The following is a 23345-nucleotide window of genomic DNA, read 5'->3' on the forward strand; positions in this document are numbered from 1 at the left end:
CGTCAGCGCGTGCGTGGGGCGGCAGCGATGTCGCTGCCGCCCCACGGGGAAGGGTTAGAGACTAGCCCTTGGTGATCTCATAGAACAGCGGAACGGAGTTCCAGCCGAAGGTCACGTTCGACACCTCGGTGCCGTAGCCACCGGTGACGTTCGAGTACCACAGCGGGATCGCCGGCAGGTCCTTCAGCAGGATCTCCTGAGCGTCCTGGAAGTCCTTGTTCGCCGTGTCGACGTCGGTCTCCGAGGAGCCCTTCGCCAGCAGTGCGTCGAAGTCGGSGTTCGAGTAGTCACCGTCGTTCGATCCAGCGCCGGTCGCGTAGATCGGGCCGAGGAAGTTGAACAGACCGGGGTAGTCGGCCTGCCATCCGGTGCGGAACGCGGTCTGGATCGTGCGGTCGGTGATGGCCGTACGAACCTCGGCGAACGTCGGGGACGGAGCGCCCGAGGCGTCGATTCCGAGCGTGTTCTTGATGCTGTTCGACACGGCGTCGACCCAGCCCTGGTGTCCACCATCGGCGTTGTACGCGATCTGGAACGTKCCCGACCACGGCGAGATGGCGTCGGCCTGGGCCCACAGCTTCACTGCCTCGTCGGGGTTGTAGGCCAGAACGTCTGCACCCTCGAGCTTGTCGGTCCAGCCGTCGATGACGGGCGASGTGAAGTCGCTCGCCGGCGTGCGGGTTCCCTCGAAGATCACCTTGGTGATCTCCTCGCGGTTGATCGACATCGAGATGGCCGCGCGACGGAGCTTGCCTTCCTCACCGTCGAAGTGGGGCAGACGAGCGGGGATCGTGAACGACTGGAACACGGCCGCGGCCTGGTTCACGGCACGGTCRCCGAGGTCGGACTCGAASGTCTGGAACGCGCTGTCGGGCACGGCGTCGAGCACGTCGAGGTTGCCGCCCTGGAGGTCGGCGTATGCCGCATCCTGGGTCGCGTAGAAGACGATGCTCAGGCCGCCGTTCTTGGGAACGCGCCCTCCGTCGTAGTCGGGGTTCACGACGAGGTCGATCTTCTCGTTGTGCTTCCAGGCGCCTTCACCGGCGAGCATGTACGGGCCGTTGCCGATCGGGTTCTCACCGAAGGCAGCCATGTCTTCGAAGGCCGTCTTGGGCAGCGGGTAGAACGCCGAGTAGCCGAGGCGCAGCGGGAAGTCNGCCGTTGCCGATCGGGTTCTCACCGAAGGCAGCCATGTCTTCGAAGGCCGTCTTGGGCAGCGGGTAGAACGCCGAGTAGCCGAGGCGCAGCGGGAAGTCCGACTGGGGCGACGTGAGGGCGACCGTGAAGGTCGTGTCGTCGACGACGGCGAGTCCGGTGAGGGGGCTGTCGGCCGTGTCGGAGAATCCTTCGATGCTGGAGAAGAACGATGCAGACAATTGGGCATTGGAGAACAGAGCGCCGTACTGCCATGCGTCGACGAAGGAGTTCGCGTCGACCGGGTCACCGTTGGTGAACTTCAGGCCGGGCTTGATCTTGATCGTGTAGTTCTGGGCGTCGTCGGTCTCGATGGACTCGGCGACNCACGCGCGGGAGATGGGCGTCGACGAAGGAGTTCGCGTCGACCGGGTCACCGTTGGTGAACTTCAGGCCGGGCTTGATCTTGATCGTGTAGTTCTGGGCGTCGTCGGTCTCGATGGACTCGGCGACGTCATTGACCGGCGCACCCTTGGCGTCGTAGTAGACCAGGCCCGCGAAGATCTCGTCGAGAATCTTGCCGCCACCGACCTCATTGGTGTTGGTGGGGATCAGCGGGTTCTGCGGCTCGGAGCCGTTGGCCGTGATGATCGAGGTGTTGCTGCCGCTCGTGCTGGGCGTGTCTCCGCCCGTTGAGCAACCGGTCAGCACAAGAGCGCTGGCCGCGGCAAGGGCAAGAGCCCCAATGCCAATGCGTCTGATTTTCAATTTTCCTCCTGAGGACTTTCCTGGGCTGCCGGAGACCCCGCTGAACTGCTGCACGGGGCACCCGAAAGATGATCAGTCGCGTGGCTGACTACGCTGTAGCCTAAAAGGGGGTCAGCTCCTGACCAAATCCAGCGGCAACACGTTACAAACTGGAAACATGAAGTCCGGATTCGTGTGCCGAACGCACGCGATTACCTATGAATGCGCCTTCGACGCAGGAAAGAAAGCCCGTGGAGGGGAGCGATGCTCAACTGGGCAAAGAAAAAGGAACCGCCCTCTCGGGCGGTTCCTCTGGTGGAGCTGAGGGGATTCGAACCCCTGACCCCCTGCATGCCATGCAGGTGCGCTACCAACTGCGCCACAGCCCCGTTCATGTCTCCGCTTGGGCTTTCACCCGGGCCGAAACAACTTGCCTAGCTTACAACACAGATCCCGCTCAAGAAAAATCGAGAGGCGATCAGAGTGTCGTCACGCTCAGGCGCTGGCCTCCGTCGAGGCGACCTCGATCGGAACGACCGGGCAGTCCTTCCAGAGGCGCTCGAGCGAGTAATACATGCGGTCCTCCTCGTGGAAGACGTGCACCACCAGGTCGCCGAAATCGAGGAGGGCCCAGCGGCCCTCGGAGAGGCCCTCGCGGCGCAGGATCTTGACGCCCTGCTCGGCGAGTCGGTCGATGATCTCCTCACCGATGGCCACGACATTGCGCTCGTTGCGGCCTGAGGCGAGGAAGAAGACGTCGGCAAGGGGAAGCGGACCGGAGACGTCGAGGGCGACGAGATCGGATGCCTGCTTCGAATCTGCGGCCGAGGCCGCGATCTGGGTGAGCTCGATGGAGCGTGCTGAGGCTGTCAATTGAATTTAGAAGATCCTGAAGACGAAGGCGGCGAGCAGAAGGCCCACGACGCCGATCGCGAGTACACCCGCGGTGATCGCGAGGACGACGGGCACGTTGGCCCTGCCCCGCTTGGGAGGAGCGACGAGGGCGTTGTTGGATGCGCCCGTGCTCACGGCTCGGCTGGCGCTGACAGGCGCGACGTCGTCGCCGCTCTGCTCGGTCTCGCCGACCTCGAGGAGGGCGTCGAGGTCTTTCGACTCGATGCCCGCTGCGGGAGCGCCGCTGGCGCCCATGCTCGACGGCAGGTCGATCGATCCGGTGATGATGACCTCGCCGGTCTCGTCGAGCGCCGTGCCCATGTCCATGCTGCTCGGAACGGCCGGCAGCACCAGTGCGCTGGTCTGCGACGAGTTGGTCGAGCCGACGGTGCGCGACGATATGAGGTCGTCGAACGATGCGTCGGCGTCGTCGATCTTGGCGGGAGCCTGCTCGTCGGGAACGACGGCCGGCGGCTGGAAGATCGGCGCGAGGATAGGGCCGCTCGAGAGCGATTCGACCGTGATCTCGGTGACGGAGTCGCCGTCGTCGGGATCGTCGTCGATCGGCACATCATCGGTGCGCCGGTCATCGGTGCGCGGTTCATCGATACGCGGTTCATCGATGACCAGCTCTTCGACGATGGGCTGCTGCTCGGCCGCCTCGGGCGCGAAGCTCGAGATCGGGTCGGATGCGCCGCGGGCTCCGACGGGAGAAGGCGTCTGCGGAGCGTCGTCGCCCTCGTCGGCCGGCACGGTCTCGGAAGGCTCGTCGACGACGACAGCGTCTTCGACGACCTCGGTCACGTCGGATGTCTGGGTGGCCTCGGCCGTAGGCTCGGCGTCGGACGCGGCATCAGGGGTCGCGGCGTCAGGGCTCGCAACAGCGGGCGCCTCGGCCGAATCGTTGTCGGCGGCGCGTCGTGCGGCTTCTTCCTGCACCTTTGCTGGATCTTGCCGGTCTTTCTTCGGCATGGTGCGCTCGAGTTCGCGCAACTGGCGCCGAGTCAGCGGCTGCTCGTCGGGAGACAACGTCATTCAATACTCCGATATAGATGGTGCTTGGTGATGTACTGTACGACACCGTCGGGTACCAAGTACCACACCGGAAAACCCCGGCCCACCCGGCCGCGTATGTCAGTGGACGATATCGCTAGAGCCGGAACTTCCAAATAGCTTACGTCTTCATGCGGCAAAGCGGAAATGGAGAGCGGATGGCCGGGCCGTGAGACGGCCACGAAGTGCGCCAGCGACCACAGTTCCTCCGCGTTCTTCCACCCCAGAATCTGCGCGATGGCGTCGGCTCCCGAGATGAAGAACAGGTCTGCGTCTGGCCGCTGCTCGTGCAGGTCGCGCAGAGTGTCGATCGTGTAGGTGTCGCCGACCCGGTCGATGTCGACCCGGCTGACGGTGAAGCGAGGGTTCGACGCCGTGGCGATCACCGTCATGAGGTAGCGGTGCTCGGCCGGGGTGACGACCTTCTTCTGCCAGGGCTGACCGGTGGGGACGAAGACGACCTCGTCGAGATCGAACGACTGGGCCACCTCGCTGGCGGCCACAAGGTGCCCGTGGTGGATGGGGTCGAAGGTTCCACCCATCACGCCGATGCGGGCGCGCCGGCCGTTCGTGGAGGTCACGTTCTTCGGTGCCTAGTGGTCTGCGCCCGTGCGGTCGGCGTGGCCGTGGTCGTGCGTCGCGTTGTAAGCCGCCGACTTGCGCGGGTGGCGGTTGGCCACGTCACGGTAGCTCCACATGACGGCCGCGAGGGCGGCGAAGATGACGAAGGCGATGAGCCCGAAGACGATAGCGGGGAACGGCAGCTCCGCGTGAGCTTCAACTTCGGCCAGGAGGCTTGTCACAACTGACATGGTTCTCTTTCGTCGTCGGCGGCGCGCAGAACATCACGCGGTCGATCAAGGATACCGCTAAGCGCGCACCTGCCCGTTTCCCCGCACCAGCCACTTGGTGCTCGTGAGCTCCGGCAGCCCCATCGGCCCGCGTGCGTGCAGCTTCTGGGTCGAGATGCCGACCTCGGCGCCGAACCCGAACTCGCCGCCGTCGGTGAACCGCGTCGATGCGTTCACCATGACCGCGGCGGAGTCGACCTCGTTGAGGAACCGCTCGGCGTTCGCCAGATCGTTCGTGATGATGGACTCGGTGTGATGGGTCGAGTACCGGCGGATGTGCTCCATCGCCTCGTCGACGTCGGCCACGACCCGCACGGCGAGGTCGAGCGTCATGTACTCGGTACTCCAGTCGTCTTCGGTAGCCTCCACGGCGTCGGGGAACAGGGCGCGCGCACGCGCGTCGGCGTGAATCGTGACACCGGATGCGCGCAGCGCGGCGAGCACTCCCGGCAGCAGGCGGGTCGCCGCGTCTTCGTGCACCAGCAGGGTCTCGAGCGCGTTGCAGACGCTCGGCCGCTGCACCTTGGAGTTGTGCACGATCGCGGTCGCCATGTCGAGGTCTGCGCTGGAGTCGAGGAACACGTGCACGACACCGGCGCCGGTCTCGATGACGGGAACGGTGGACTCGGAGACGACCGTGTTGATCAGGGCAGCACTGCCCCGGGGAATCAGCACGTCGATGTATCCGCGGGCCGTCATGAGCGCAGTCGCGCCCTCGCGGCCGAACTCGTCGATGGTCTGGGCGGCCTCGCGAGGCAGTCCGACAGACTCGAGTGCACTCTGGATGAGACCGACGAGCACGCGGTTGGTGTTCTCTGCGGCGGATCCGCCGCGGAGCACCACGGCGTTGCCGCTCTTGATGGCCAGGGCGGCGATGTCGATCGTGACATTCGGCCGCGCCTCGTAGATGGCGCCCACGACGCCGAAGGGAACCCGCACCTGCTCGATGCGAACTCCGTTGGGAAGCGAGCGCCCCCGCACCGTCTCCCCCACAGGGTCGACCAGCCCGACGAGCTCGAGCGTCGCCGCGGCCAGCGCGTCGATGCGCCGCTCGTCGAGGGTCAGCCGGTCGAGGAGTCCGGATGCCAGGCCGTTCTCCCTGCCGTTGGCGAGATCGAGGTCGTTGGCCGAGACGATAGCAGGCACGTTGGCCCTCAGCTGCTCGGCGATGGCCGACAGGGCGCCGTTCTTGACGTTGGTCGTCGCCCGCGCCAGGCTGCGCGCCGACGTGCGCGCGGCATCCAGTTTGTCGGTGAATGCGGTGGCGGCCAGTGTCGAAGTGGGCATGGTGCCCAGTTTACGACGCCGGAGCCGCGTCGAACCAGGTTCCGACGGGCTCGCCGGCGAGCGCCTGGGCGGCCTGCGGAGTCGAGGTCAGAATGACGGCCGTGCCGTTGCTGGCCGCATACCGCGCGGCAGAGACCTTCGTGGTCGCTCCCCCGGTTCCGAGACCGGTTCCGACGTCGCCCACGACCACACCGTCGAGCTCGTCGCCGTAGGGCACGTGCGAGATCAGGATGGCGCCGGGCTCGAGGGGCGGGCGCGTGTAGAGAGCGTCGACGTCGGAGAGGAGCACGAGCAGATCGGCCTGCACCAGTTCGGCGACGAGCGAGGCGAGCCGGTCGTTGTCGCCGAAGCGGATCTCGTGCGTCGCGACCGTGTCGTTCTCGTTCACGATGGGCAGGATGCGCAGCCCGAGCAGGCGCTCCATGGCGCGTTGCGCGTTGGAGCGGGGCGTCGGGTTCTCGAGGTCTCCGGCGGTGAGCAGAACCTGGCCGGCCACGATGTCGAAGCGGTCGAGGCTGTCTTGATAGCGGTAGATGAGCACGTTCTGGCCGACCGCCGCCGCCGCCTGCTGTGTCGCCAGGTCGGTGGGCCGGTTCTCGAGCTGCAGATACGGCATTCCGGTGGCGATGGCGCCCGACGACACGAGCATGATCTCGACGCCGCGGCGGTGCGCCGTGGCGAGGGCGTCGACGAGCGGCGCGATCTGGCCGGCGTTGTCGCCGGAGATCGACGACGAGCCCACCTTCACGACGATGCGTCTCGCGCGCTCGATGTCGCTGCGACTCGCCAGTCGGACCCGGGTCACTCCTCGTCGGAGCTGTCTTCGCGCCAGAGCCCCGCCTCTTTCTCTCGCACGAGCTCGGCGCGCGCCTCGGCCTTTGCATCCATGCGCTCGAAGTACTCCTCGCGGCGCTGGTTGCTCGTGCGGCGACCGTCTTTGAGCAGTCGAGGATCGAGACCACGCGGTGCTGTCACGAGTTCGGCGGTCGACGTCATGGTGGGCTCCCAGTCGAAGACCACGCCGTTGTCGAGGCCGATGATCACCGTCGAGCCCGCCTGGGCGCCCTTCTTGAAGAGCTGGTCTTCGACACCGAGCTTGGCCAGGCGGTCTGCCAGGAAGCCGATCGCCTCTTCGTTCGTGAAGTCGGTCTGCTGCACCCAGCGCTCGGGCTTGGTGCCCAGCACGCGGTAGATGTTGCCGCCAGAGCCGCCCTCGACGCGCACGGTGAAACCGGCCTCGTCGACCGCGCGGGGGCGCATCACGAGACGCGGCTTCGGCGGAGCGTCGATCAGAGCCTGGCGGCCGTCTTCGACGAGCTGTCCGAGCGCGAACGACAGGGGGCGGAGCCCCTCGTGGCTGACGGTGGAGATCTCGAACACGCGGTAGCCGCGGGCCTCGAGTTCGGGCGTGACGAAGTCGGCAAGCTCGCGGCCCTCTGGCACGTCGATCTTGTTCAGAGCGATCAGCTGCGGGCGTTCGAGCAGCGGGATCTGACCCTCGGGAACGGGGTAGGCCGCCAGCTCGGCGAGGATGATGTCGAGGTCGGAGATGGGGTCGCGACCCGGCTCGAGGGTGGCGCAGTCGAGCACGTGCAGCAGTGCGGTGCACCGCTCGACGTGGCGCAGGAACTCGAGTCCGAGCCCCTTGCCCTCGCTGGCGCCCTCGATGAGCCCGGGAACATCGGCGATCGTGTAGCGGGTCTCCCCCGCCTGCACGACGCCGAGGTTGGGGTGGAGAGTGGTGAAGGGGTAGTCGGCGATCTTCGGCTTGGCCGCCGAGAGGGCGGCGACGAGGCTCGACTTGCCGGCGGACGGGTAGCCCACGAGCGCGACATCTGCGACGACCTTGAGCTCGAGGCGCACATCGCCCTCGAAGCCCAGCGTTCCGAGGAGGGCGAAGCCCGGAGCCTTGCGCTTGGTGTTCGACAGCGCGGCATTGCCCAGCCCGCCCTGGCCTGCCTCGGCGACGACGACTCGCATGCCGGGCTCGGTCATGTCGGCGAGCTCGGTGCCGTCGGCGTCTTTCACGAGCGTGCCGATGGGAACGCTCAGCACGAGTTCGTCGGCGTTCGTGCCGCTGCGGTGGTCTCCCATGCCGGGGCCGCCGTTCTCGCTGCGACGGTGCGGCGAGCGGTGGAATCCGAGGAGGGTGGTCACGCCGGGGTCGGCGACGAGAACGATGTCGCCGCCGTTGCCGCCCGTTCCGCCGTCGGGGCCAGCGAGGGGCTTGAACTTCTCGCGCTTCACCGACACGCAGCCGTTGCCGCCGTTGCCTGCGCGGAGGTGGAGTGTCACATGGTCAACAAACGTTGCCATCTGCTCTCCTTACGTTGATGTTTCTGTGAAAAACGAAGAATGGCAGGAGCGGGCCGAAGCCCGCCCCTGCCATCTGTGCGTGCGAGGTGGTGCTACTCGCCCGCCACGATGTTGATGACCTTGCGGCCGCCCTTGTGACCGAACTCGACCGAACCGGCGGCGAGTGCGAACAGGGTGTCGTCTCCGCCACGGCCGACGTTCACGCCGGGGTGGAAGTGGGTGCCGCGCTGGCGGACGATGATCTCGCCCGCTCCGACGACCTGGCCACCGAAGCGCTTGACGCCCAGACGCTGTGCGTTGGAGTCACGACCGTTGCGAGTGGAACTCGCGCCCTTTTTATGTGCCATTAGCTCTTCCTGCCCTACTTGATTCCGGTGACCTTGACGCGGGTCAGGTCTTGACGGTGACCCTGGCGCTTCTTGTACCCGGTCTTGTTCTTGAACTTCTGGATGACGATCTTCGGGCCGCGGAGGTCTTCGAGGACCTCGGCGGTGACGGTGACCTTGGCGAGCGATGCGGCGTCGAAGGTGATCTTGTCACCGTCGACGAGCAGCACGGCGGCCAACTCGATGTTGCCGTCTTTGTCGGCCTTGATGCGGTCGAGGGTGACGATCGTGCCGACCTCTACCTTTTCTTGCCGACCACCGGCGCGCACAACTGCGTAAACCACTTCAGTACCTATTCTCTAGAGAGCGAATGCCCACAAAACTCGATTGACACGCGGGCTGAGCCAAGCGCGCGCCAACGGACAACTTTACGTCACACTCGAGCCCCGGTCAAACCCGGAGCACGATGATAAGCGCCTTCCCCCGAGGGTTCGGTCGGAGTCTTTGCGCTCTCGACAGCATAACAGCCTCTCGCGCGGACTACGGCCAGGTGACGCGCAGCCCCGCCAGCGTGCGCACGACGGCGCCGCTCGAGCGGTCGACGAGCGAGGTGATGACCTCGGTCTGGGGGCCCGCCGACACGGCGATCGCGAGGTACTGCGCATTCGGCGACTGGGTGGCCGACACGATCTGCGCATCCTGCGAGCCCGTATCGAAGACGACCGCCGCCCCGGAAGCGTCGCTCCGCACTACGACCTGGCGCGATCCGCCGCCCGCGTCGTCGAGCGCCGCGACCGTGACGGTCGACGAGCCGTCGGCGCCGAGAACAGGCAGCCCCAGAGCCGTCGCACCGTCTGGAAGGGCAACCTCGAGGGGCGACACCTGCCCCGAGAGGAGGTCGAGCGCCTGCGCCGAGCCGGCTGAACCGATCACCGACTGCGTGCCGGCGGGGGCCACCTCTCCGAGACCGTCGTAGTCGCCGATCACGGCCCCCTGTTGCAGGGCGGAGTCGTAGATCGACAGCACACCGTCGGCGACGGTCTCGACGAGGGTGCTGTCGGGGATGAATCGCCACTGGTCGACAGCAAGGGGCTGGCCGATCACCGTTCCGGGCAACGTGAACGAGGTGTGCTTGGCGAGCAGGTCGAACAGCAGAAGGGTGTTCGAGTACCCGGCGGCCGGATCCTCGCTGGTGAACCGCAGGCCGAGCATCGCCTGTTTCACCGACGAGCCGAGCTGCGTGATCGTGCCCCGCCCGGGCAACGGCAGGGTCTCGACGGCTTTCTGCCCGGGAACGATCAGTACGAGCTGCGACGTGCCGTCGTCGGCCGTCGTCGACACCGCCAGACTCGATCCGACCACGGCGAAGTCCTGGATGCCCGGGGCCGAGTACACGACGTCGCGAGCGGTGCCCGCAACCGTGGTGCGCACGATCGCGTCGTCGGCCCGGCCCGACGCATCCGGTGCACCCGGCTGCAGGTAGTAGACCGGCGGCGAACCGGTGGTGAAGGAGTAGTCGAACGTCGACGTCGCGTTCTGAAACGGGCTCGTGACCCCCGACACCGACACGACGTAGTCGGTGTCGTACATGAGCCGCTGGTCGAAGGTGATCGAGAGGGTGCTGCCGTCTGTGGCGACAGCCAGGGGCACGCTCGGCGACACGCTGACCTGCTCGGCGTCGACCTCGGCCAACGCCTCGTTCGAGTGCATCAGCAGCCTCTGCTGGGCCAGCTGCACGACGCTGTCGGTGTCGATGTCGGCGCGAGCCATTCGCGGGCCCTGCCCCAGGGTCAGTGCTGCGAGGCCGGAGCAGGCCACGACGAGCACGACGATCAGCGCGGTGAGGGTGCGCCCGAACGATCGGCCGCGGGCCGGCCTGGCTGCTTCTGTCTCAGTAGACATAGGGATCGCTCAGCTCATCGACCGCGGTGACCTGCTGCGGCACGAGCACCATGGGCTGGCGGCTCTTCACGCTCGGGTTGAGGTCGAACGCTCCCGACACCTCGACCCACTCGTCGAGCTTCACCGACGACTTCCAGTCGGGCTGGTAGACCGGCACGCCCACCGGCTGGGCGTCGGCGGCGCAGCACGTGACGAAAAAGCGCGTGACGAAGAAGACGTTCTCCGGGTCGTCGGGATCGGCGCTGACGAAGCCCGTGAGGGTCGCCGAGCTGCCCGCGATGCCCTGCAGATCGGTGCTCTGGCGCAGCGCGGTCGCCCACTCCTTGACGCCATAGTCTGCGGTGTCGCCCGTCGCCTGCGCGGCGCCCGAGCCCACGACCGTTCCGCTGTTCACGCTGCGCTGGTCGGCGGTGGCCGAGGTGAGCGTGGCGGGGGGAAGCAGCACGAGGGCTCCCGCGCCGAAGACGCACGCCACCACGACACCGACCGAGACGACCCTGCGCCAGGCGCGACGCGCGGCACCGCCCTCGGCCGCGTCTTCTGACGGCACGCGCACGACGAAGCTCGCGACCACCACCACGATGCCCACGACGGCCGCGATCACGGTGAAGACGAAGTAGCGGGGATGCACATAGAGCCCCAGGTCGCCGTTCGCCCAGAACCACACAGTGGCCACGCAGGCGGCGAGGGTCAGGACGACGCCGATCCAGCGCTGCTTCATCGCGTCAAACAAGAACGTTCACCGCCAGACCCAGGGCGGCCGACATCAGCCCGACGAGCACCGAGACCTGCACCAGCGTCTTGGTGGTGAACGTCGTGCGCATCAGGGCCAGCATCTTCACGTCGATCATGGGCCCGAACGTCAGGAACGACACGATGGCGCCGGTGCTGAAGATGCCCCCGAACGACAGGATGAAGAACGCGTCGACGTTCGAGCAGACCGACACGACGAAGGCCAGGGCCATCAGGGCGAGCACCGACCAGACGGGATTGCTGCCGAGCGCCACGAGCACGTCGCGCGGCACGATGGTCTGGATGCCGCCGGCCACGAGCGATCCGATGATCAGTGCGGGCATGATTCCCGTGGTCTCCCGCACGAACATGGCCAGGCTCCGCACCATCCGGGAGCCGGACTCGTGGTGCGCCACCTCGCACTCCCGCGCGAAACCGGGCGTCAGCAGCGCATCCGGTGCGGGATGGCGGGAGTAGAGCCAGCCGATCGTGTTGGCGATGACGAAGCCGCCCACGAGGCGCGCGACGAGGATGATCGGGTCGCCGCCGAAGGCCTGCTGCGTGGTGATGATCGTGATCGGGTTGAGAATAGGCGCCGCCAGCAGGAATGTGAGCGACTCGGGAACGGTGAAACCGCGGATGATGAGGCCGCGTGCGAGGGGGACGTTGCCGCACTCGCACACCGGCAGGAGCATCCCGATGAGAGAGATGCACGCGCGGCGCGCAGCCGGGTTCTTCGGCAGGATGCGGTCGAAGAAGCCGGCCGGAAGCCAGACCTGCACGATGACGGCGAGCACGATGCCGAGCAGCACGAAGGGCAGGGACTCGACAATCACGCTGATAGAGAGGGTGACGAAGTCCTGCATGCGGTTCGGCAGAGTCAGGCCGAGCCCCGGAATGAAGGCACGCACGGCGAAGAGAGCGCCGACGATACCGGCGCCGATGCCGATCCGCACCAGCAGCTGCCGGCCGGTCACCGAGGCCGAATGGGTGTGACCGTCGTGATCGTCGTGGCCCGGATGCGCTTCGCGCTCCTGGTGCTCGAGCCGGGTGGAAGTCATCGCGCACCAGAGTACAAGTCGCGCGGCCGGGCGAAGCTGGGAAGCGCCGCACAGACGTACACTCGTGCACTATGACCGTGCTGATCGACTGGCCCATCTGGCCCGCCCATGACACGGTCTGGGGACACCTCGTCAGCGATTCGTCGCTCGAGGAGCTGCATGCCTTCGCGCGCGCCGCGGGACTGCCGCCGCGCAGCTTCGATCTCGACCACTACGACGTGCCGATCTCTCGGCACGCGGAACTCGTCGCGGCGGGAGCACTGCCGGTGAGCTATCGCGACCTCGTGCGCCGACTCGAGCGCAGCGGACTGCGTGTAAAAGGCCGCGACCGCCCCGGGCGGGGACGGTAGCGGCCTCTTACGTCTGCTGCGGCTCTGGCGCCTACTGCTGCTCGGGCGTGGGTGCCGACAGGGCAGCCGTACTCACCCTGCGGCTGCGCGAGCGGCCCTGTCCGGGCTGCTTCGGTTCGGGCAGTGCCCCGAGCACGGAGTCGAGGAGGACCTCTGCATCGTGCGTCGAGATGCGACGCTGAGCAGCCGGTGCCTTCGCGACGGGAATGTCGAGAATGTCGATCGCCGGCAGCACGTCGGCCGCCGGGGCGACCGAGGCAGGAGCGTCAGAGGCGTCGGATGCCTGCTCGGTCATGACCGCGGGGGTCTCGACAACGGCAGTCTCGACAACGGCCGCCTCGACGACGGGCTTGGCCTGGCGTGCGCGACGGTTGCCCTTGCGCCCGCGCGACGGCGCCTGCGATTCGGCTCCCCCGGCATCCGGAGCGGCCTGTGCGTTCTCTTCGCGCTCGTTCGGCACGACGGCCGGAGTCTCGACCGGCGCCGTCGTGGCGGCCTTCGCCGCCTCGGACTGCTCCTGGGTGATGATGTTCACGGCGCCGGTGTGCGTGGAGATGGTCGACGCCGCGATCTTGGCCAGGGCGTTCTTCGCGTCGTCCGTGATTCCGTGGGGCTTGGTGGCAGGGGCCGAGTGCGACGAGGATGCGGTGCTCGACGACGCGTTCGCGCCGTTGCCGCCGTTCGACGACCCGTTGCCGTTCGACGATCCGTTGCCGCCGTTGCCGTTCTGGCCGTTGCCCCTGCCCGAACGTCGACGCTCCTGCTGCGGCGCTGCCGACGAGGCGGGCGCGTTGCCGGAGGAGCGATGCTTGACGACGGGGTCGTGGTGCACGATCACGCCGCGGCCGGCGCAGACCTCGCACGCCTCGCTGAACGACTCGAGCAGGCCGAGACCCAGCTTCTTGCGGGTCATCTGCACGAGTCCGAGCGAGGTGACCTCGGCGACCTGGTGCTTCGTGCGGTCGCGGCTGAGGCACTCGACCATGCGCCGCAGAACGAGGTCGCGGTTCGACTCGAGCACCATGTCGATGAAGTCGACCACGATGATGCCGCCGATGTCACGCAGGCGCAGCTGGCGCACGATCTCCTCGGCCGCCTCGAGGTTGTTCTTGGTGACGGTCTCCTCGAGGTTTCCGCCCGAACCCACGAACTTGCCGGTGTTGACGTCGACGACGGTCATGGCCTCAGTGCGGTCGATCACGAGCGATCCACCCGACGGGAGCCAGACCTTGCGGTCGAGCGCCTTCTCGATCTGCTCCGACACTCGGAACTCGTCGAACGCGTCGCGCTCGCCCTCGTAGCGCTCGACACGGTCGAGCAGATCGGGGGCGACCTGGCCCAGGTAGGTCTCGATCGTGGCCCGGGCGTCGTCGCCCGAGATCACGAGGCGCTGGAAGTCCTCGTTGAACACGTCGCGCACGATCTTGATGAGCAGATCGGGCTCGGAGTGCAGCAGTGCGGGAGACTGCTGCTTCTGCACGGCGGCCGAGATCTCCGACCACTGCGTGGTCAGACGGCTGACGTCGAGCGTGAGCTGCTCCTCCGTTGCGCCCTCCGACGCCGTGCGCACGATGACGCCGACGTTCTCGGGTAGAACCTCTTTGAGGATCTTCTTGAGGCGCGACCGCTCGACATCGGGGAGCTTGCGCGAGATGCCGTTCATCGACCCGTTCGGCACGTACACGAGGTAACGGCCCGGGAGGGAGATCTGGCTCGTGAGACGCGCGCCCTTGTGGCCCACCGGGTCTTTCGTGACCTGCACCAGCACGGTTGCACCCGGCTTCAGGGCGAGCTCGATCTTGCGCGCCTGGTTGCCACCGTTGGGGTTCTCGGCCGCCGCGGCGTCCCAGTCGACCTCGCCCGAGTACAGCACGGCGTTGCGACCGCGCCCGATGTCGACGAAGGCGGCCTCCATGCTGGGAAGCACGTTCTGCACCTTGCCGAGGTAGACGTTGCCGATCAGCGACGCGTCCTGCGCCTTGGCGACGTAGTGCTCGACCAGCACGCCGTCTTCGAGAACGCCGATCTGGATCTTGTTGTCTTTGGCCCGAACGACCATGACGCGGTCGACGGACTCGCGGCGGGCGAGGAACTCGGCCTCGGTGACGACGGGGCGACGACGACCCGCATCCCGACCATCGCGACGGCGCTGCTTCTTGGCCTCGAGACGCGTCGAGCCCTTGATTCGCTGGGGCTCGGTGATGAGCTCCGGCTCGGGGCGGGGCGTGCGCACCTTGACGACGGTGTTCGCGGGATCGTTGTCGCCCGGCCGGTTGTCTTCACCCGAGCGTCGACGTGATCGGCGGCGCACCGAGGTGTCGGGGCGCTCGTCGTCGGCCTGGTCGTCATCGTCGCGCGCGGGCAGCGGCTGGATGTCGGGGGCCTGGAAGATCAGAGACGTCGTGGGCCGGAGCACCGGCGCCTGAACGGGAGCCTCGGTCTGAGCCGAGGGCTCGAGGGGCGCGAGCCCCGGGTGCTCCTCGTCGAAAGGCGAACCGACGCCGGTCGAGGCGGCACCCGACGTGACGACCGGGGCGGCCTGCTCCTCGGGCTCCGACACCGTCGGCGGAGTCGCGGGAGCCTCGGCAACGGGCGGCTCGACGGCCTTCTTAGCCGACTTGCGACCCCCGAAGAGGCGTTTGCGCGGTGCTGATTCTGTGTTCGATGAACCTGTGTTGTTGTTGTCTTCCACCATTTCTGGTGCACTCCTTGCCGAACCGGTGGCCGCGCCACCTGTCGGTACTCTCCAGAGCGAGCCTTTCGCGTGAGCGAAAACCTCGCCAATCCTTTACACGGACAGCCGGCGACATAGGCTCTGGCTGCCTTCACGTGTACTTCTTTTATGACTGTAGTTCTCGTGTTCGGATGAGGCGGGCGGCCACTGTGGTTGCGCCTGCTTTCGTTCCGACAAGCCTTCTTTGGCGTCTTCCCGGACGCGGCCAGAAAGACTGAGACCAATTATCGCATGCATTCCCAGAATGCGTATTTCACCCCGTGCGATAATCCGACCGTGGTGAATACGACGCTCGAGAACAGACGACCCTTCATTTTCGCGATCTTCCTGATCGTGGCGGGAGTGATCGGATGGTTCGCCGCCTTCGACCTCACCATCGAGAAGATCGAGACACTCGTCAATCCCGACTACAACCCGAGCTGCGACATCTCACCCCTCGTGCAGTGCGGCGTGAACATGGCGAGCGCCCAGGGGGCGGTCTTCGGCTTCCCGAATCCGATCATCGGCGTGGCCGCTTTCATCGCCCCCATCATCGTGGGCGTCGCGATCCTCGCGGGCGCCCGGTTCGCGTCGTGGTTCTGGATCGCCTTCAACGCCGGCCTTCTCGGCGGCATCGTGTTCGTCGCCTGGCTCATCTCGCAGAGCATCTTCGTTCTGGGAACCCTCTGCCCCTATTGCATGGTCGTGTGGACCGTGATGATCCCGATGTTCTTCTACGTGACGGTGTTCAACCTCAAAGAAGGACATTTCGGCAACTCGGGCGCGTCGCGGCGCATCTTCGCCCGCATCTACCCGTTCACGTGGGTGCTCGTGCTGCTCGGCTACTTGGCGATCATCGTGATGGCGCAGCTTCGACTCGACGCCATCACGACGATTATTCTGTACAGCTAGATCTAGCCGAACCAGATCGCGAGTTCGCGCTGGGCCGACTCGGGCGAGTCGCTGCCGTGCACGAGGTTCTGCTGAACCTTCAGGCCCCAGTCGCGGCCCAGGTCGCCGCGGATGGTGCCGGGAGCGGCCGTGGTGGGGTCGGTGGTGCCGGCGAGCGAGCGAAAGCCCTCGATGACCCGGTTGCCCGCGATACGGATCGCCACGATCGGTCCCGACTCCATGAATTCGATGAGCGGCTCGTAGAACGGCTTGCCCTCGTGCTCGGCGTAGTGCGCCGCGAGCACGCTGCGCTCGGGCTGGATGAGCTTGATGTCGACCAGCTGGTAGCCCTTGCCCTCGATACGGGAGAGGATCTCCCCCGTGAGGTTGCGGGCCACGCCGTCGGGCTTGATGAGAACGAGGGATTCTTCGCTCGTGATGGTCACAGGGATGTCCTTCCAGACAAAGGGGAAACGTACCGTTTCACTGTACCGAGCGGCGATGGGAGATCAGGGCTGAACGGCGGCCGCGGCGGCCTTCTCGCGATCGATTCGCGAGCCGACGACCATGCAGTAGGTCCAGAGGCCCACGAAGAGCACCCCGACGATCCACATCACCGGCACGAGGAAGGCCGACGCGATGATGGCCGCCTGCAGCACCCAGCCGAACGCGTAGCCCCAGCGGAAGCGCAGGAGCCCCGCGCCGGCGACCAGCGCGACGCAGAGCAGGGCGCCGCCTCCGAGGGCGGGCAGCGCCGGCAGCGCCTTGAGCCCGAAGGCGACGAGTGCCGCGAGGAACATCACGACGCTCTCGAAGCCGAGCACGATCGACCCGAGCGATCGTCGCACCGATGGGGGTCGGCCGGCGCGCGCCGGGCGCTGCGGCTCGGCCTCGTCGGGCGAGGGCTGGATGTCTGTCACGGCTTCCATTTCTCGGCTGCGGCCAGGGTGATGGCCTCGCCCACGAGCGTGATCGAGCCGGTGACGAGCACCGCACCCCGCTCGGCCTCATCGGCGCTGTCGCGCGCGACCTCGAGGGCGCGGGCGAGCTCGGGCTCCACCGTGACACGGTCGCGCCCGACGATGCCGACGACGATCGCCGCCAGGGAATCCGCATCGATCGCCCTGTCGCTCGGCGCATCCGTGACGACGAACTCGGTGACGACGGGCTCGAGGGCACGCACGATGCCCTCGACGTCTTTGTCGGCGAGGACGCCGAACACCGCCACGACCTTGTCGAAGGTGAAGTACTCGGTGATGGCCACCGCGAGCACCTCGGCTCCGCCGGGATTGTGCGCCGCGTCGACGAGCACGGTGGGCTCGATGCCCACGAGCTGCAGCCGGCCGGGAGATGTGACGGTGGCGAAGCCCTCGTTCACGACGTCGACGGCGAGTTCGTGCGTTCCGCCGCCGAGGAACGACTCCACGGCAGCGACGGCGACGGCCGCGTTCTGCGCCTGGTGAGCGCCGTACAGGGGCAGGAACAGGTCGGAGTACGTGCCCGCCAGACCATGGATCGACACGACCTGGCCACCGACGCCCACGGCGCTGGAGATCAGGCGGAACTGGTCTCCCTGCACCGCGAGGCTCGACTCCGTGAGCTCGACCGCTCGCTGCAGCTCGGCCAGCGCACCGGCGGGCTGAAAAGCAGTCACGACGTTCGAGACCGGCTTGATGATGCCCGACTTGGTGCGGGCGATCTCCTCGACCGTGTTGCCCAGACGGTTCGTGTGGTCGAGGGAGATGGGTGTGATGACCGCGACCTGGCCGTCTGCGACGTTCGTGGAATCCCACTCGCCGCCCATGCCCACCTCGATCACGGCGACATCGACGGGCGCGTCGGCGAACGAGGCGAACGCCAGCACCGACAGGGCTTCGAAGAAGGTGATGCGCGGCTCGCCGGCGGTCTCGAGCTCGCCATCGACGATCTGCAGGAACGGATCGATGTCGGCCCAGTTGGCCGCAAGCGCCTCGTTGCTGATCGGCTCGCCGTCGATCACGATGCGCTCGTTGAGGCGTTCCAGGTGCGGGCTCGTGAAGAGCCCCGTGCGCAGGCCGTAGGCGCGCAGGATGCTCTCGGTGATGCGGCTCGTGCTGGTCTTGCCGTTCGTGCCCGTGATGTGGATGACGGGGTAGGCGCGCTGCGGGTCTCCGAGCAGCTCGACGACCCGTCGGGTCGCCGACAGCCTCGGCTGGGGCGCGGCCTCGCCCAGGCGCTCGAGCAGGGCGGCGTAGACGGCGTCTCCCGCCGCGACGAACTCGTCGGGATCGGTATCGTCGAGCGGGCCGATGTAGCCCGACTTCTCTGGTTCAGGGGACTCGAGATCAGACATTGCGGATTCCTGACTGTCGGCTCACCGCGACGATGAGGTCGTCGGTGTTCGCGTACTTGGCGCCGCCGATGCGAACGACGTGCTCGGGTGACGTGGCCACCGCGTCGCCGATCCACTCGGTGACCAGACTTTCACGGTACCCCTCGAGGGCGGGGGTGTCACGGGGGCCGGAGATGGTGAAGCTGGTGGCGAGGGTCTCCCCCGCGACGTCGACGGAGGATGCCTGTCGCAGCGCATCCGCATCGGTGTCGGAGAAGAAGACCAGGTCGAGCACGATGCGGTCGCTGACCTCGAACCCGGCGGACTTGCGCGCGTCCTGCACAGCTCGGATCATGTCTCTCGCGAGGCCCTCCGCCTCGAGCTCCGGGGTGGTCGCGGTGTCGAGCAGTGCGAAGCCGCCGCCCGGGAGCAGCGCGAGGGCCGCGTGGGAGCCGTCCCCGGCATCCTGCGTCTCGAGCACGAGCTCGTATTCGCCCTCGACCAGGTCGATGCCGCCCGCCGTGACGACGCCGTTGCTCTCCGACCAGTCGCCACCTCGGGCGGCCTTGATGACCTGCTGCACCTGCTTGCCCAGACGCGGGCCGGCTGCCCGCGCGTTGACCGTGAGCTTCGACGTGATGCCGAACTCGACAGCGCTGTTGGGCTGCTGCTCGACGAGGGTGACGCTCTTCACGTTGAGCTCGTCGGCGAGGATGCCCTCGAAGGGACGCAGCGCCTCGACGTTCGACGCCACGATGGTGAGGTTGGCCAGCGGAAGGCGCACGCGAAGACCGCTCTGCTTGCGCAGTGACAGCACGGTGGAGGAGATCTCCCGCACCTGGTCCATGGCGTGCACGAGGCCGGGATCGGCCGGGAAGCGGTTCTCGTCGGGCCAGTCGGTGAGGTGCACGCTGCGGCCTCCGGTGAGACCCTTCCAGATGCGCTCGGTGACAAGGGGCAGCAGGGGCGCGGCCACGCGGGTCACGGCCTCGAGCACCGTGAAGAGGGTGTCGAAGGCCGCGGTGTCGGTTCCCGACCAGAAGCGGTCGCGGCTGCGACGCACGTACCAGTTGGTGAGCACGTCGGCGAAGTCGCGCAGCTTGGCGGTGGCGAGTGTCGAGTCGTAGGCGTCGAGGTCTGCGGCGACGTCGTGGATGAGCTCGCGGGTCTTGGCCAGCAAGTAGCGGTCGAGCACGTCGGTCGACGAGGTGCTCAGCTGCGCTTCGTAGCCTCCGGCCCCTTCGACAGGCTCAGGGGACGAACCTTCGACAGGCTCAGGGGACGGCTTGGCCGAATTCGCGTAGAGGGTGAAGAAGTAGTACGTGCTCCACAGGGGCAGCAGAACCTGCCTGGTCGCCTCGCGGATCGCCTCCTCGGTCACCACGAGGTTGCCGCCGCGCAGAACGGGCGAGCTCATGAGGAACCAGCGCATCGCATCCGAGCCGTCGCGATCGAGCACCTCGGAGACGTCGGGGTAGTTGCGCAGGCTCTTCGACATCTTCTGGCCGTCGCTGCCCAGCACGATGCCGTGGCTGACGACATTGCGGAAGGCGGGCCGGTCGAAGAGCGCGGTCGACAGCGTGTGCAGCGTGTAGAACCAGCCTCGGGTCTGCCCGATGTACTCGACGATGAAGTCGGCCGGGTTGTGGCTGTCGAACCAGTCCTGGTTCTCGAACGGGTAGTGCACCTGGGCGAACGGCATAGAGCCCGAGTCGAACCACACGTCGAGCACGTCTTCGATGCGGCGCATCGTGGACTGCCCTGTGGGGTCGTCGGGGTTGGGGCGCGTGAGCTCGTCGATGTACGGGCGATGCAGATCTGTCGGGCGCACTCCGAAGTCGGCCTCGAGCTCGTCGAGCGAGCCGTAGACGTCGACCCTCGGATACTCGGGGTTGTCGCTCTTCCACACCGGGATCGGAGATCCCCAGTAGCGGTTGCGCGAGATCGACCAGTCGCGGGCGTTCGACACCCACTTGCCGAACTGTCCGTCCTTCACGTTCTCGGGGATCCAGTTGATCTCCTGGTTGAGCGTCTCCATGCGGTCGCGGAACTCGGTGACGCGCACGAACCAGCTCGATACGGCCTTGTAGATCAGCGGGTTGCGGCAGCGCCAGCAGTGGGGGTAGGAGTGCTCGTAGCTGGCCTGGCGCAGCAGACGGCCGTTGGCGCGCAGCAGCTGGGTGAGCGGCTTGTTCGCCTCGAACACCTGCAGGCCGACGACATCGGCGACGGCGGGCAGGAACCGCGCGCCCTCGTCGACCGAGATCACCACGGGTATTCCGGCGGCCTCGCAGATCTTCTGGTCTTCCTCACCGTAGGCGGGCGCCTGGTGAACGATGCCGGTTCCCTCGGTGGTCGACACATAGTCGGCGACGAGGATGCGCCACGCGTTCTGCGTTCCCCACGCGTCGCTGTCGGCGTAGTAGTCCCAGAGGCGGTCGTAGGTCACGCCCTCGAGCTCGGCACCCAGGTGGGTGCGCGAGATCGCGGCGATGGCGTCGTCGGCGGACTCGTAGCCCAGGTCCTTCGCGTAGTTGCCCACCAGGTCGCTCGCGATGAGGTACTCGTGCGACTCCCCCTCGAGCCTGTCCTCGTGCACGTCGGCGGCGCCGTTCGGCCCGCCGGGCACGACCGCATACTGGATGCCCGGGCCGACCGCGAGCGCGAGGTTCGTCGGCAGGGTCCACGGTGTCGTCGTCCAAGCCAGGGCGCGCACGGCGGTGAGGCCGAGCGCCTCGGCCTTGGCCCCGGTAAGCGGGAACGTCACGGTGACGGTCTGGTCCTGGCGCATCTTGTAGACGTCGTCGTCCATGCGCAGCTCGTGGTTCGACAGGGGTGTCTGGTCGTGCCAGCAGTAAGGGAGCACGCGGAAGCCCTCGTAGGCGAGCCCCTTCGTGTGCAGCTGCTTGAACGCCCAGATGACGCTCTCCATGAAGGTGATGTCGAGCGTCTTGTAGTCGTTCTCGAAGTCGACCCAGCGGGCCTGGCGGGTCACGTATTCCTGCCATTCGCCGGTGTAGCGCAGCACGGAGTCGCGGGACGCCTGGTTGAAGACGCCGATGCCCATCTCCTCGATCTGACTCTTCTCGGTGATGCCGAGCTGGCGCATGGCTTCGAGCTCGGCGGGCAGTCCGTGGGTGTCCCAGCCGAAGCGACGATCCACCTTCTTGCCGCGCATGGTCTGGAACCGCGGGAAGAGGTCTTTGGCGTAACCCGTGAGCAGGTGACCGTAGTGCGGCAGGCCGTTCGCGAACGGCGGGCCGTCGTAGAAGACCCACTCCTCGGCATCCGCTCGGTTCTCGATCGAGGCCTTGAACGTGTCGTCGGCTTTCCAGAAGCCGAGGACCTCTTCTTCGATCGCGGGGAAATTCGGGCTCGGCGTGACGGCCGGCGCGACGTGGCGGTGCTGCTCGCCTGCGTTCTCTTCGGAGTTCTTGGGGTACGACATGCTTCTCCTGGACGGGCTGAATCGTTGCCTGTTCCACGAGGACGCTGGTACGGAAACGCTCCGACCCGCGTGGTACCACCTCGCTTGCCGCCCGAGGTGTTCACCTCGATCGGCCGCTTGTTCTTTGGCTGTGACGGGCCAGACCCGTTCGGCTCTACTCGGCCCGCTCTCGCGTGCCTTTCTTCCGAAGACTCACCGGTGATTGCCGGATCACTGTCATGCTGCTCACAATTCTACCCGACCTGTGCGATCTCCGCTCCCTGAGCCTGTCGAAGGGCACGATGCGGCTGGCTCCATGCGATGGGAACGTCGCGCATCACGAGCACACTGTCGAGCCGTGCGCTGCCGACGGGCAGAGCGTCGAAGAACGACGACTCGACATTCAGCAGACGACCGGGCTCGACCTTCCACTGCTCGGTCTCGAGCGTGAGCCCGTCGAGCTCGGCCGAGCCTCGTCGCGGTGACCATCCGGTCGAGCCGGCGCGGAAGAACGCCGAGGCATCGTCGACGGTCGCGAACAGGCGGCTCCTCCATTCGGAGACCACGGCGACATCGGCCGAGACCCTCAGGTCTGGCGCAGCAAGATCGACTCGAATGCGATTGGCCGTTTCGGAGCCGGTGAAGCGCGCGTGCCGATGCACCCCGGGGAACAGACGTCCCCCGATCGCAACCGGAAGCCACGAAGCACTGTGTCGTACGGGAATATAGACACCCTGCCGCCGCCTGCCCTCGTCGTCGTCCCATTCGACGGCGATGCGGTGGGCCGCGTTCTCGGCTCTCCAGCCGAGCGCCCGCGGCATCCATGGCACTCGCATGTCGCCGAGCCTGATCAGGCACACGCCGGCCACGGCAGAACCGTCGACGAGCTGCGGCCGCAGCCCCTCGGGCAGCATCTCGGCGGCGACCGACGCATCGAGCCTGTAGTTGATGAGCAGCCGTCGTTCGATCACGGCAGACAGGGCCGGAAGCAGGTAGCTCATGCTGTCGCCTCGATCTCGGTCGTCGCTGTGGCCTTCTGCATGCCCCGCAGCACCATCTGCTCGGGGCAGACGGCCGAGAGGAAGTCGCCGACCGAGAGGGCGAGCCTGTCCCCCACCAGTGAGTACAGGATGCGGTTCGCGTCGCGCCGCTCGGTGACCAGCCCTGCGCCGCGCAGCACGGACAGATGCCGGGAGATCGTGGGGCCGGAGACCGGGAAGCGGCCGGCGATGTCGCCCGCGGCCAGCTCGCCGTCGCGCAGTTCCTGCAGGATCTGCCGCCGCACAGGCGAGCTCAGAGCCGTGAAGACGTCGGAGGTGGCATCGTCGTTTCGCATATTCGCACTATAGC

At 67.0% G+C, this 23345-nt stretch carries 22 protein-coding genes, 1 tRNA gene and 1 pseudogene; 2 read left to right on the top strand and 22 right to left on the bottom strand.

Annotation, left to right across the window (positions count from 1 at the left end):
* Positions 1-61: 61 nt before the first annotated feature.
* The 15 genes and pseudogenes from ASF06_RS09975 to ASF06_RS10045 all read right to left on the bottom strand — a co-directional run.
* Positions 62-1156 (bottom strand): peptide ABC transporter substrate-binding protein (locus tag ASF06_RS09975; protein WP_235500970.1); only part of this gene is annotated, 1095 nt, incomplete at its 5' end.
* A 1-nt stretch (position 1157) separates the two neighbouring features.
* Positions 1158-1508, bottom strand: a pseudogene (locus tag ASF06_RS20025) (ABC transporter substrate-binding protein); the annotation flags it as partial.
* Between the two features lie 686 nt (positions 1509-2194).
* Positions 2195-2270, bottom strand: a tRNA-Ala gene (locus tag ASF06_RS09985).
* A gap of 106 nt (positions 2271-2376) precedes the next feature.
* Complete coding sequence (rsfS, locus tag ASF06_RS09990; RefSeq protein WP_055931859.1) at positions 2377-2754, bottom strand: ribosome silencing factor; 378 nt, start codon at positions 2752-2754, stop codon at positions 2377-2379.
* A 6-nt stretch (positions 2755-2760) separates the two neighbouring features.
* Positions 2761-3810 (bottom strand): hypothetical protein, encoded by a 1050-nt coding sequence (locus ASF06_RS09995; protein WP_157439154.1) that lies wholly within the window; start codon positions 3808-3810, stop codon positions 2761-2763.
* Positions 3807-4409, bottom strand: coding sequence for a nicotinate-nucleotide adenylyltransferase (gene nadD, locus ASF06_RS10000; protein WP_082480193.1), 603 nt, complete (start codon positions 4407-4409; stop codon positions 3807-3809). The genes ASF06_RS09995 and nadD overlap by 4 nt, the downstream gene beginning before the upstream one ends.
* A 12-nt stretch (positions 4410-4421) precedes the next feature.
* Positions 4422-4640 (bottom strand): hypothetical protein, encoded by a 219-nt coding sequence (locus ASF06_RS10005; RefSeq protein WP_055931853.1) that lies wholly within the window; start codon positions 4638-4640, stop codon positions 4422-4424.
* 57 nt (positions 4641-4697) lie between these two features.
* Positions 4698-5966 carry a glutamate-5-semialdehyde dehydrogenase gene (locus ASF06_RS10010; RefSeq protein WP_055946475.1) on the bottom strand — a complete coding sequence of 423 codons (1269 nt, stop codon included), beginning with the start codon at positions 5964-5966 and terminating at the stop codon, positions 4698-4700.
* A gap of 10 nt (positions 5967-5976) precedes the next feature.
* Positions 5977-6771 carry a glutamate 5-kinase gene (proB, locus tag ASF06_RS10015; RefSeq protein WP_055946477.1) on the bottom strand — a complete coding sequence of 265 codons (795 nt, stop codon included), beginning with the start codon at positions 6769-6771 and terminating at the stop codon, positions 5977-5979.
* Positions 6768-8282, bottom strand: a complete 1515-nt coding sequence (obgE, locus tag ASF06_RS10020) for a GTPase ObgE (RefSeq protein ID WP_055946479.1) — start codon at positions 8280-8282, stop codon at positions 6768-6770. Before obgE ends, proB begins: the two co-directional genes overlap by 4 nt.
* Before the next feature lie 92 nt (positions 8283-8374).
* Positions 8375-8629, bottom strand: coding sequence for a 50S ribosomal protein L27 (gene rpmA / locus ASF06_RS10025; protein WP_044442950.1), 255 nt, complete (start codon positions 8627-8629; stop codon positions 8375-8377).
* A 14-nt stretch (positions 8630-8643) separates the two neighbouring features.
* Positions 8644-8952 (bottom strand): 50S ribosomal protein L21, encoded by a 309-nt coding sequence (rplU, locus tag ASF06_RS10030; protein ID WP_044442947.1) that lies wholly within the window; start codon positions 8950-8952, stop codon positions 8644-8646.
* A 196-nt stretch (positions 8953-9148) separates the two neighbouring features.
* The gene (locus ASF06_RS10035; RefSeq protein ID WP_055946482.1) at positions 9149-10510 is read right to left on the bottom strand and encodes a hypothetical protein; all 1362 of its coding nucleotides are present in this window, start codon (positions 10508-10510) and stop codon (positions 9149-9151) included.
* Positions 10500-11231: a TIGR03943 family putative permease subunit gene (locus ASF06_RS10040; protein ID WP_235500971.1), complete on the bottom strand. Its 732-nt coding sequence runs from the start codon at positions 11229-11231 to the stop codon at positions 10500-10502. Before ASF06_RS10040 ends, ASF06_RS10035 begins: the two co-directional genes overlap by 11 nt.
* Positions 11232-11235: 4 nt before the next feature.
* Positions 11236-12303, bottom strand: coding sequence for a permease (locus ASF06_RS10045; protein WP_082480178.1), 1068 nt, complete (start codon positions 12301-12303; stop codon positions 11236-11238).
* Between the two features lie 71 nt (positions 12304-12374).
* Here ASF06_RS10045 and ASF06_RS10050 point away from each other — a divergent pair, with 71 nt between their 5' ends.
* Positions 12375-12653 (top strand): DUF4031 domain-containing protein, encoded by a 279-nt coding sequence (locus ASF06_RS10050; RefSeq protein ID WP_055931837.1) that lies wholly within the window; start codon positions 12375-12377, stop codon positions 12651-12653.
* Positions 12654-12684: 31 nt separating this feature from the next.
* Here the strand turns inward: ASF06_RS10050 and ASF06_RS10055 are convergent, their stop codons facing one another.
* On the bottom strand, positions 12685-15348 hold the full coding sequence (locus ASF06_RS10055; RefSeq protein WP_055946486.1) for an Rne/Rng family ribonuclease: 2664 nt from the start codon (positions 15346-15348) through the stop codon (positions 12685-12687).
* A 315-nt stretch (positions 15349-15663) separates the two neighbouring features.
* Between ASF06_RS10055 and ASF06_RS10060 the strand changes: the two genes are divergently transcribed.
* Positions 15664-16278, top strand: a complete 615-nt coding sequence (locus ASF06_RS10060; RefSeq protein ID WP_326941539.1) for a vitamin K epoxide reductase family protein — start codon at positions 15664-15666, stop codon at positions 16276-16278.
* A gap of 2 nt (positions 16279-16280) precedes the next feature.
* On the opposite strand, the gene ndk is transcribed toward ASF06_RS10060, so the two are convergent.
* The 6 genes from ndk to ASF06_RS10090 all read right to left on the bottom strand — a co-directional run bounded on the left by ndk (position 16281) and on the right by ASF06_RS10090 (position 23331).
* Entirely contained in the window at positions 16281-16697 is a 417-nt protein-coding gene (gene ndk, locus ASF06_RS10065) for a nucleoside-diphosphate kinase (protein WP_055932296.1), read from the bottom strand.
* A 69-nt stretch (positions 16698-16766) separates the two neighbouring features.
* Positions 16767-17177 (bottom strand): DUF4233 domain-containing protein, encoded by a 411-nt coding sequence (locus ASF06_RS10070; RefSeq protein WP_235497282.1) that lies wholly within the window; start codon positions 17175-17177, stop codon positions 16767-16769.
* Positions 17174-18589 carry a bifunctional folylpolyglutamate synthase/dihydrofolate synthase gene (locus ASF06_RS10075; protein WP_082500864.1) on the bottom strand — a complete coding sequence of 472 codons (1416 nt, stop codon included), beginning with the start codon at positions 18587-18589 and terminating at the stop codon, positions 17174-17176. The genes ASF06_RS10070 and ASF06_RS10075 overlap by 4 nt, the downstream gene beginning before the upstream one ends.
* A complete protein-coding gene (gene ileS / locus ASF06_RS10080; RefSeq protein ID WP_055946489.1) occupies positions 18582-22016 on the bottom strand; it encodes an isoleucine--tRNA ligase in 3435 nt (1144 codons plus the stop codon). The genes ASF06_RS10075 and ileS overlap by 8 nt, the downstream gene beginning before the upstream one ends.
* 233 nt (positions 22017-22249) lie before the next feature.
* Positions 22250-22996, bottom strand: a complete 747-nt coding sequence (locus ASF06_RS10085) for a DUF2071 domain-containing protein (RefSeq protein WP_055946492.1) — start codon at positions 22994-22996, stop codon at positions 22250-22252.
* Positions 22993-23331 carry a metalloregulator ArsR/SmtB family transcription factor gene (locus tag ASF06_RS10090; protein WP_055931822.1) on the bottom strand — a complete coding sequence of 113 codons (339 nt, stop codon included), beginning with the start codon at positions 23329-23331 and terminating at the stop codon, positions 22993-22995. The genes ASF06_RS10085 and ASF06_RS10090 overlap by 4 nt, the downstream gene beginning before the upstream one ends.
* Between the last annotated feature and the right edge of the window lie 14 nt (positions 23332-23345).

Source organism: Agreia sp. Leaf244 (assembly GCF_001422695.1).
In the GTDB taxonomy this organism is placed as follows: domain Bacteria; phylum Actinomycetota; class Actinomycetes; order Actinomycetales; family Microbacteriaceae; genus Agreia.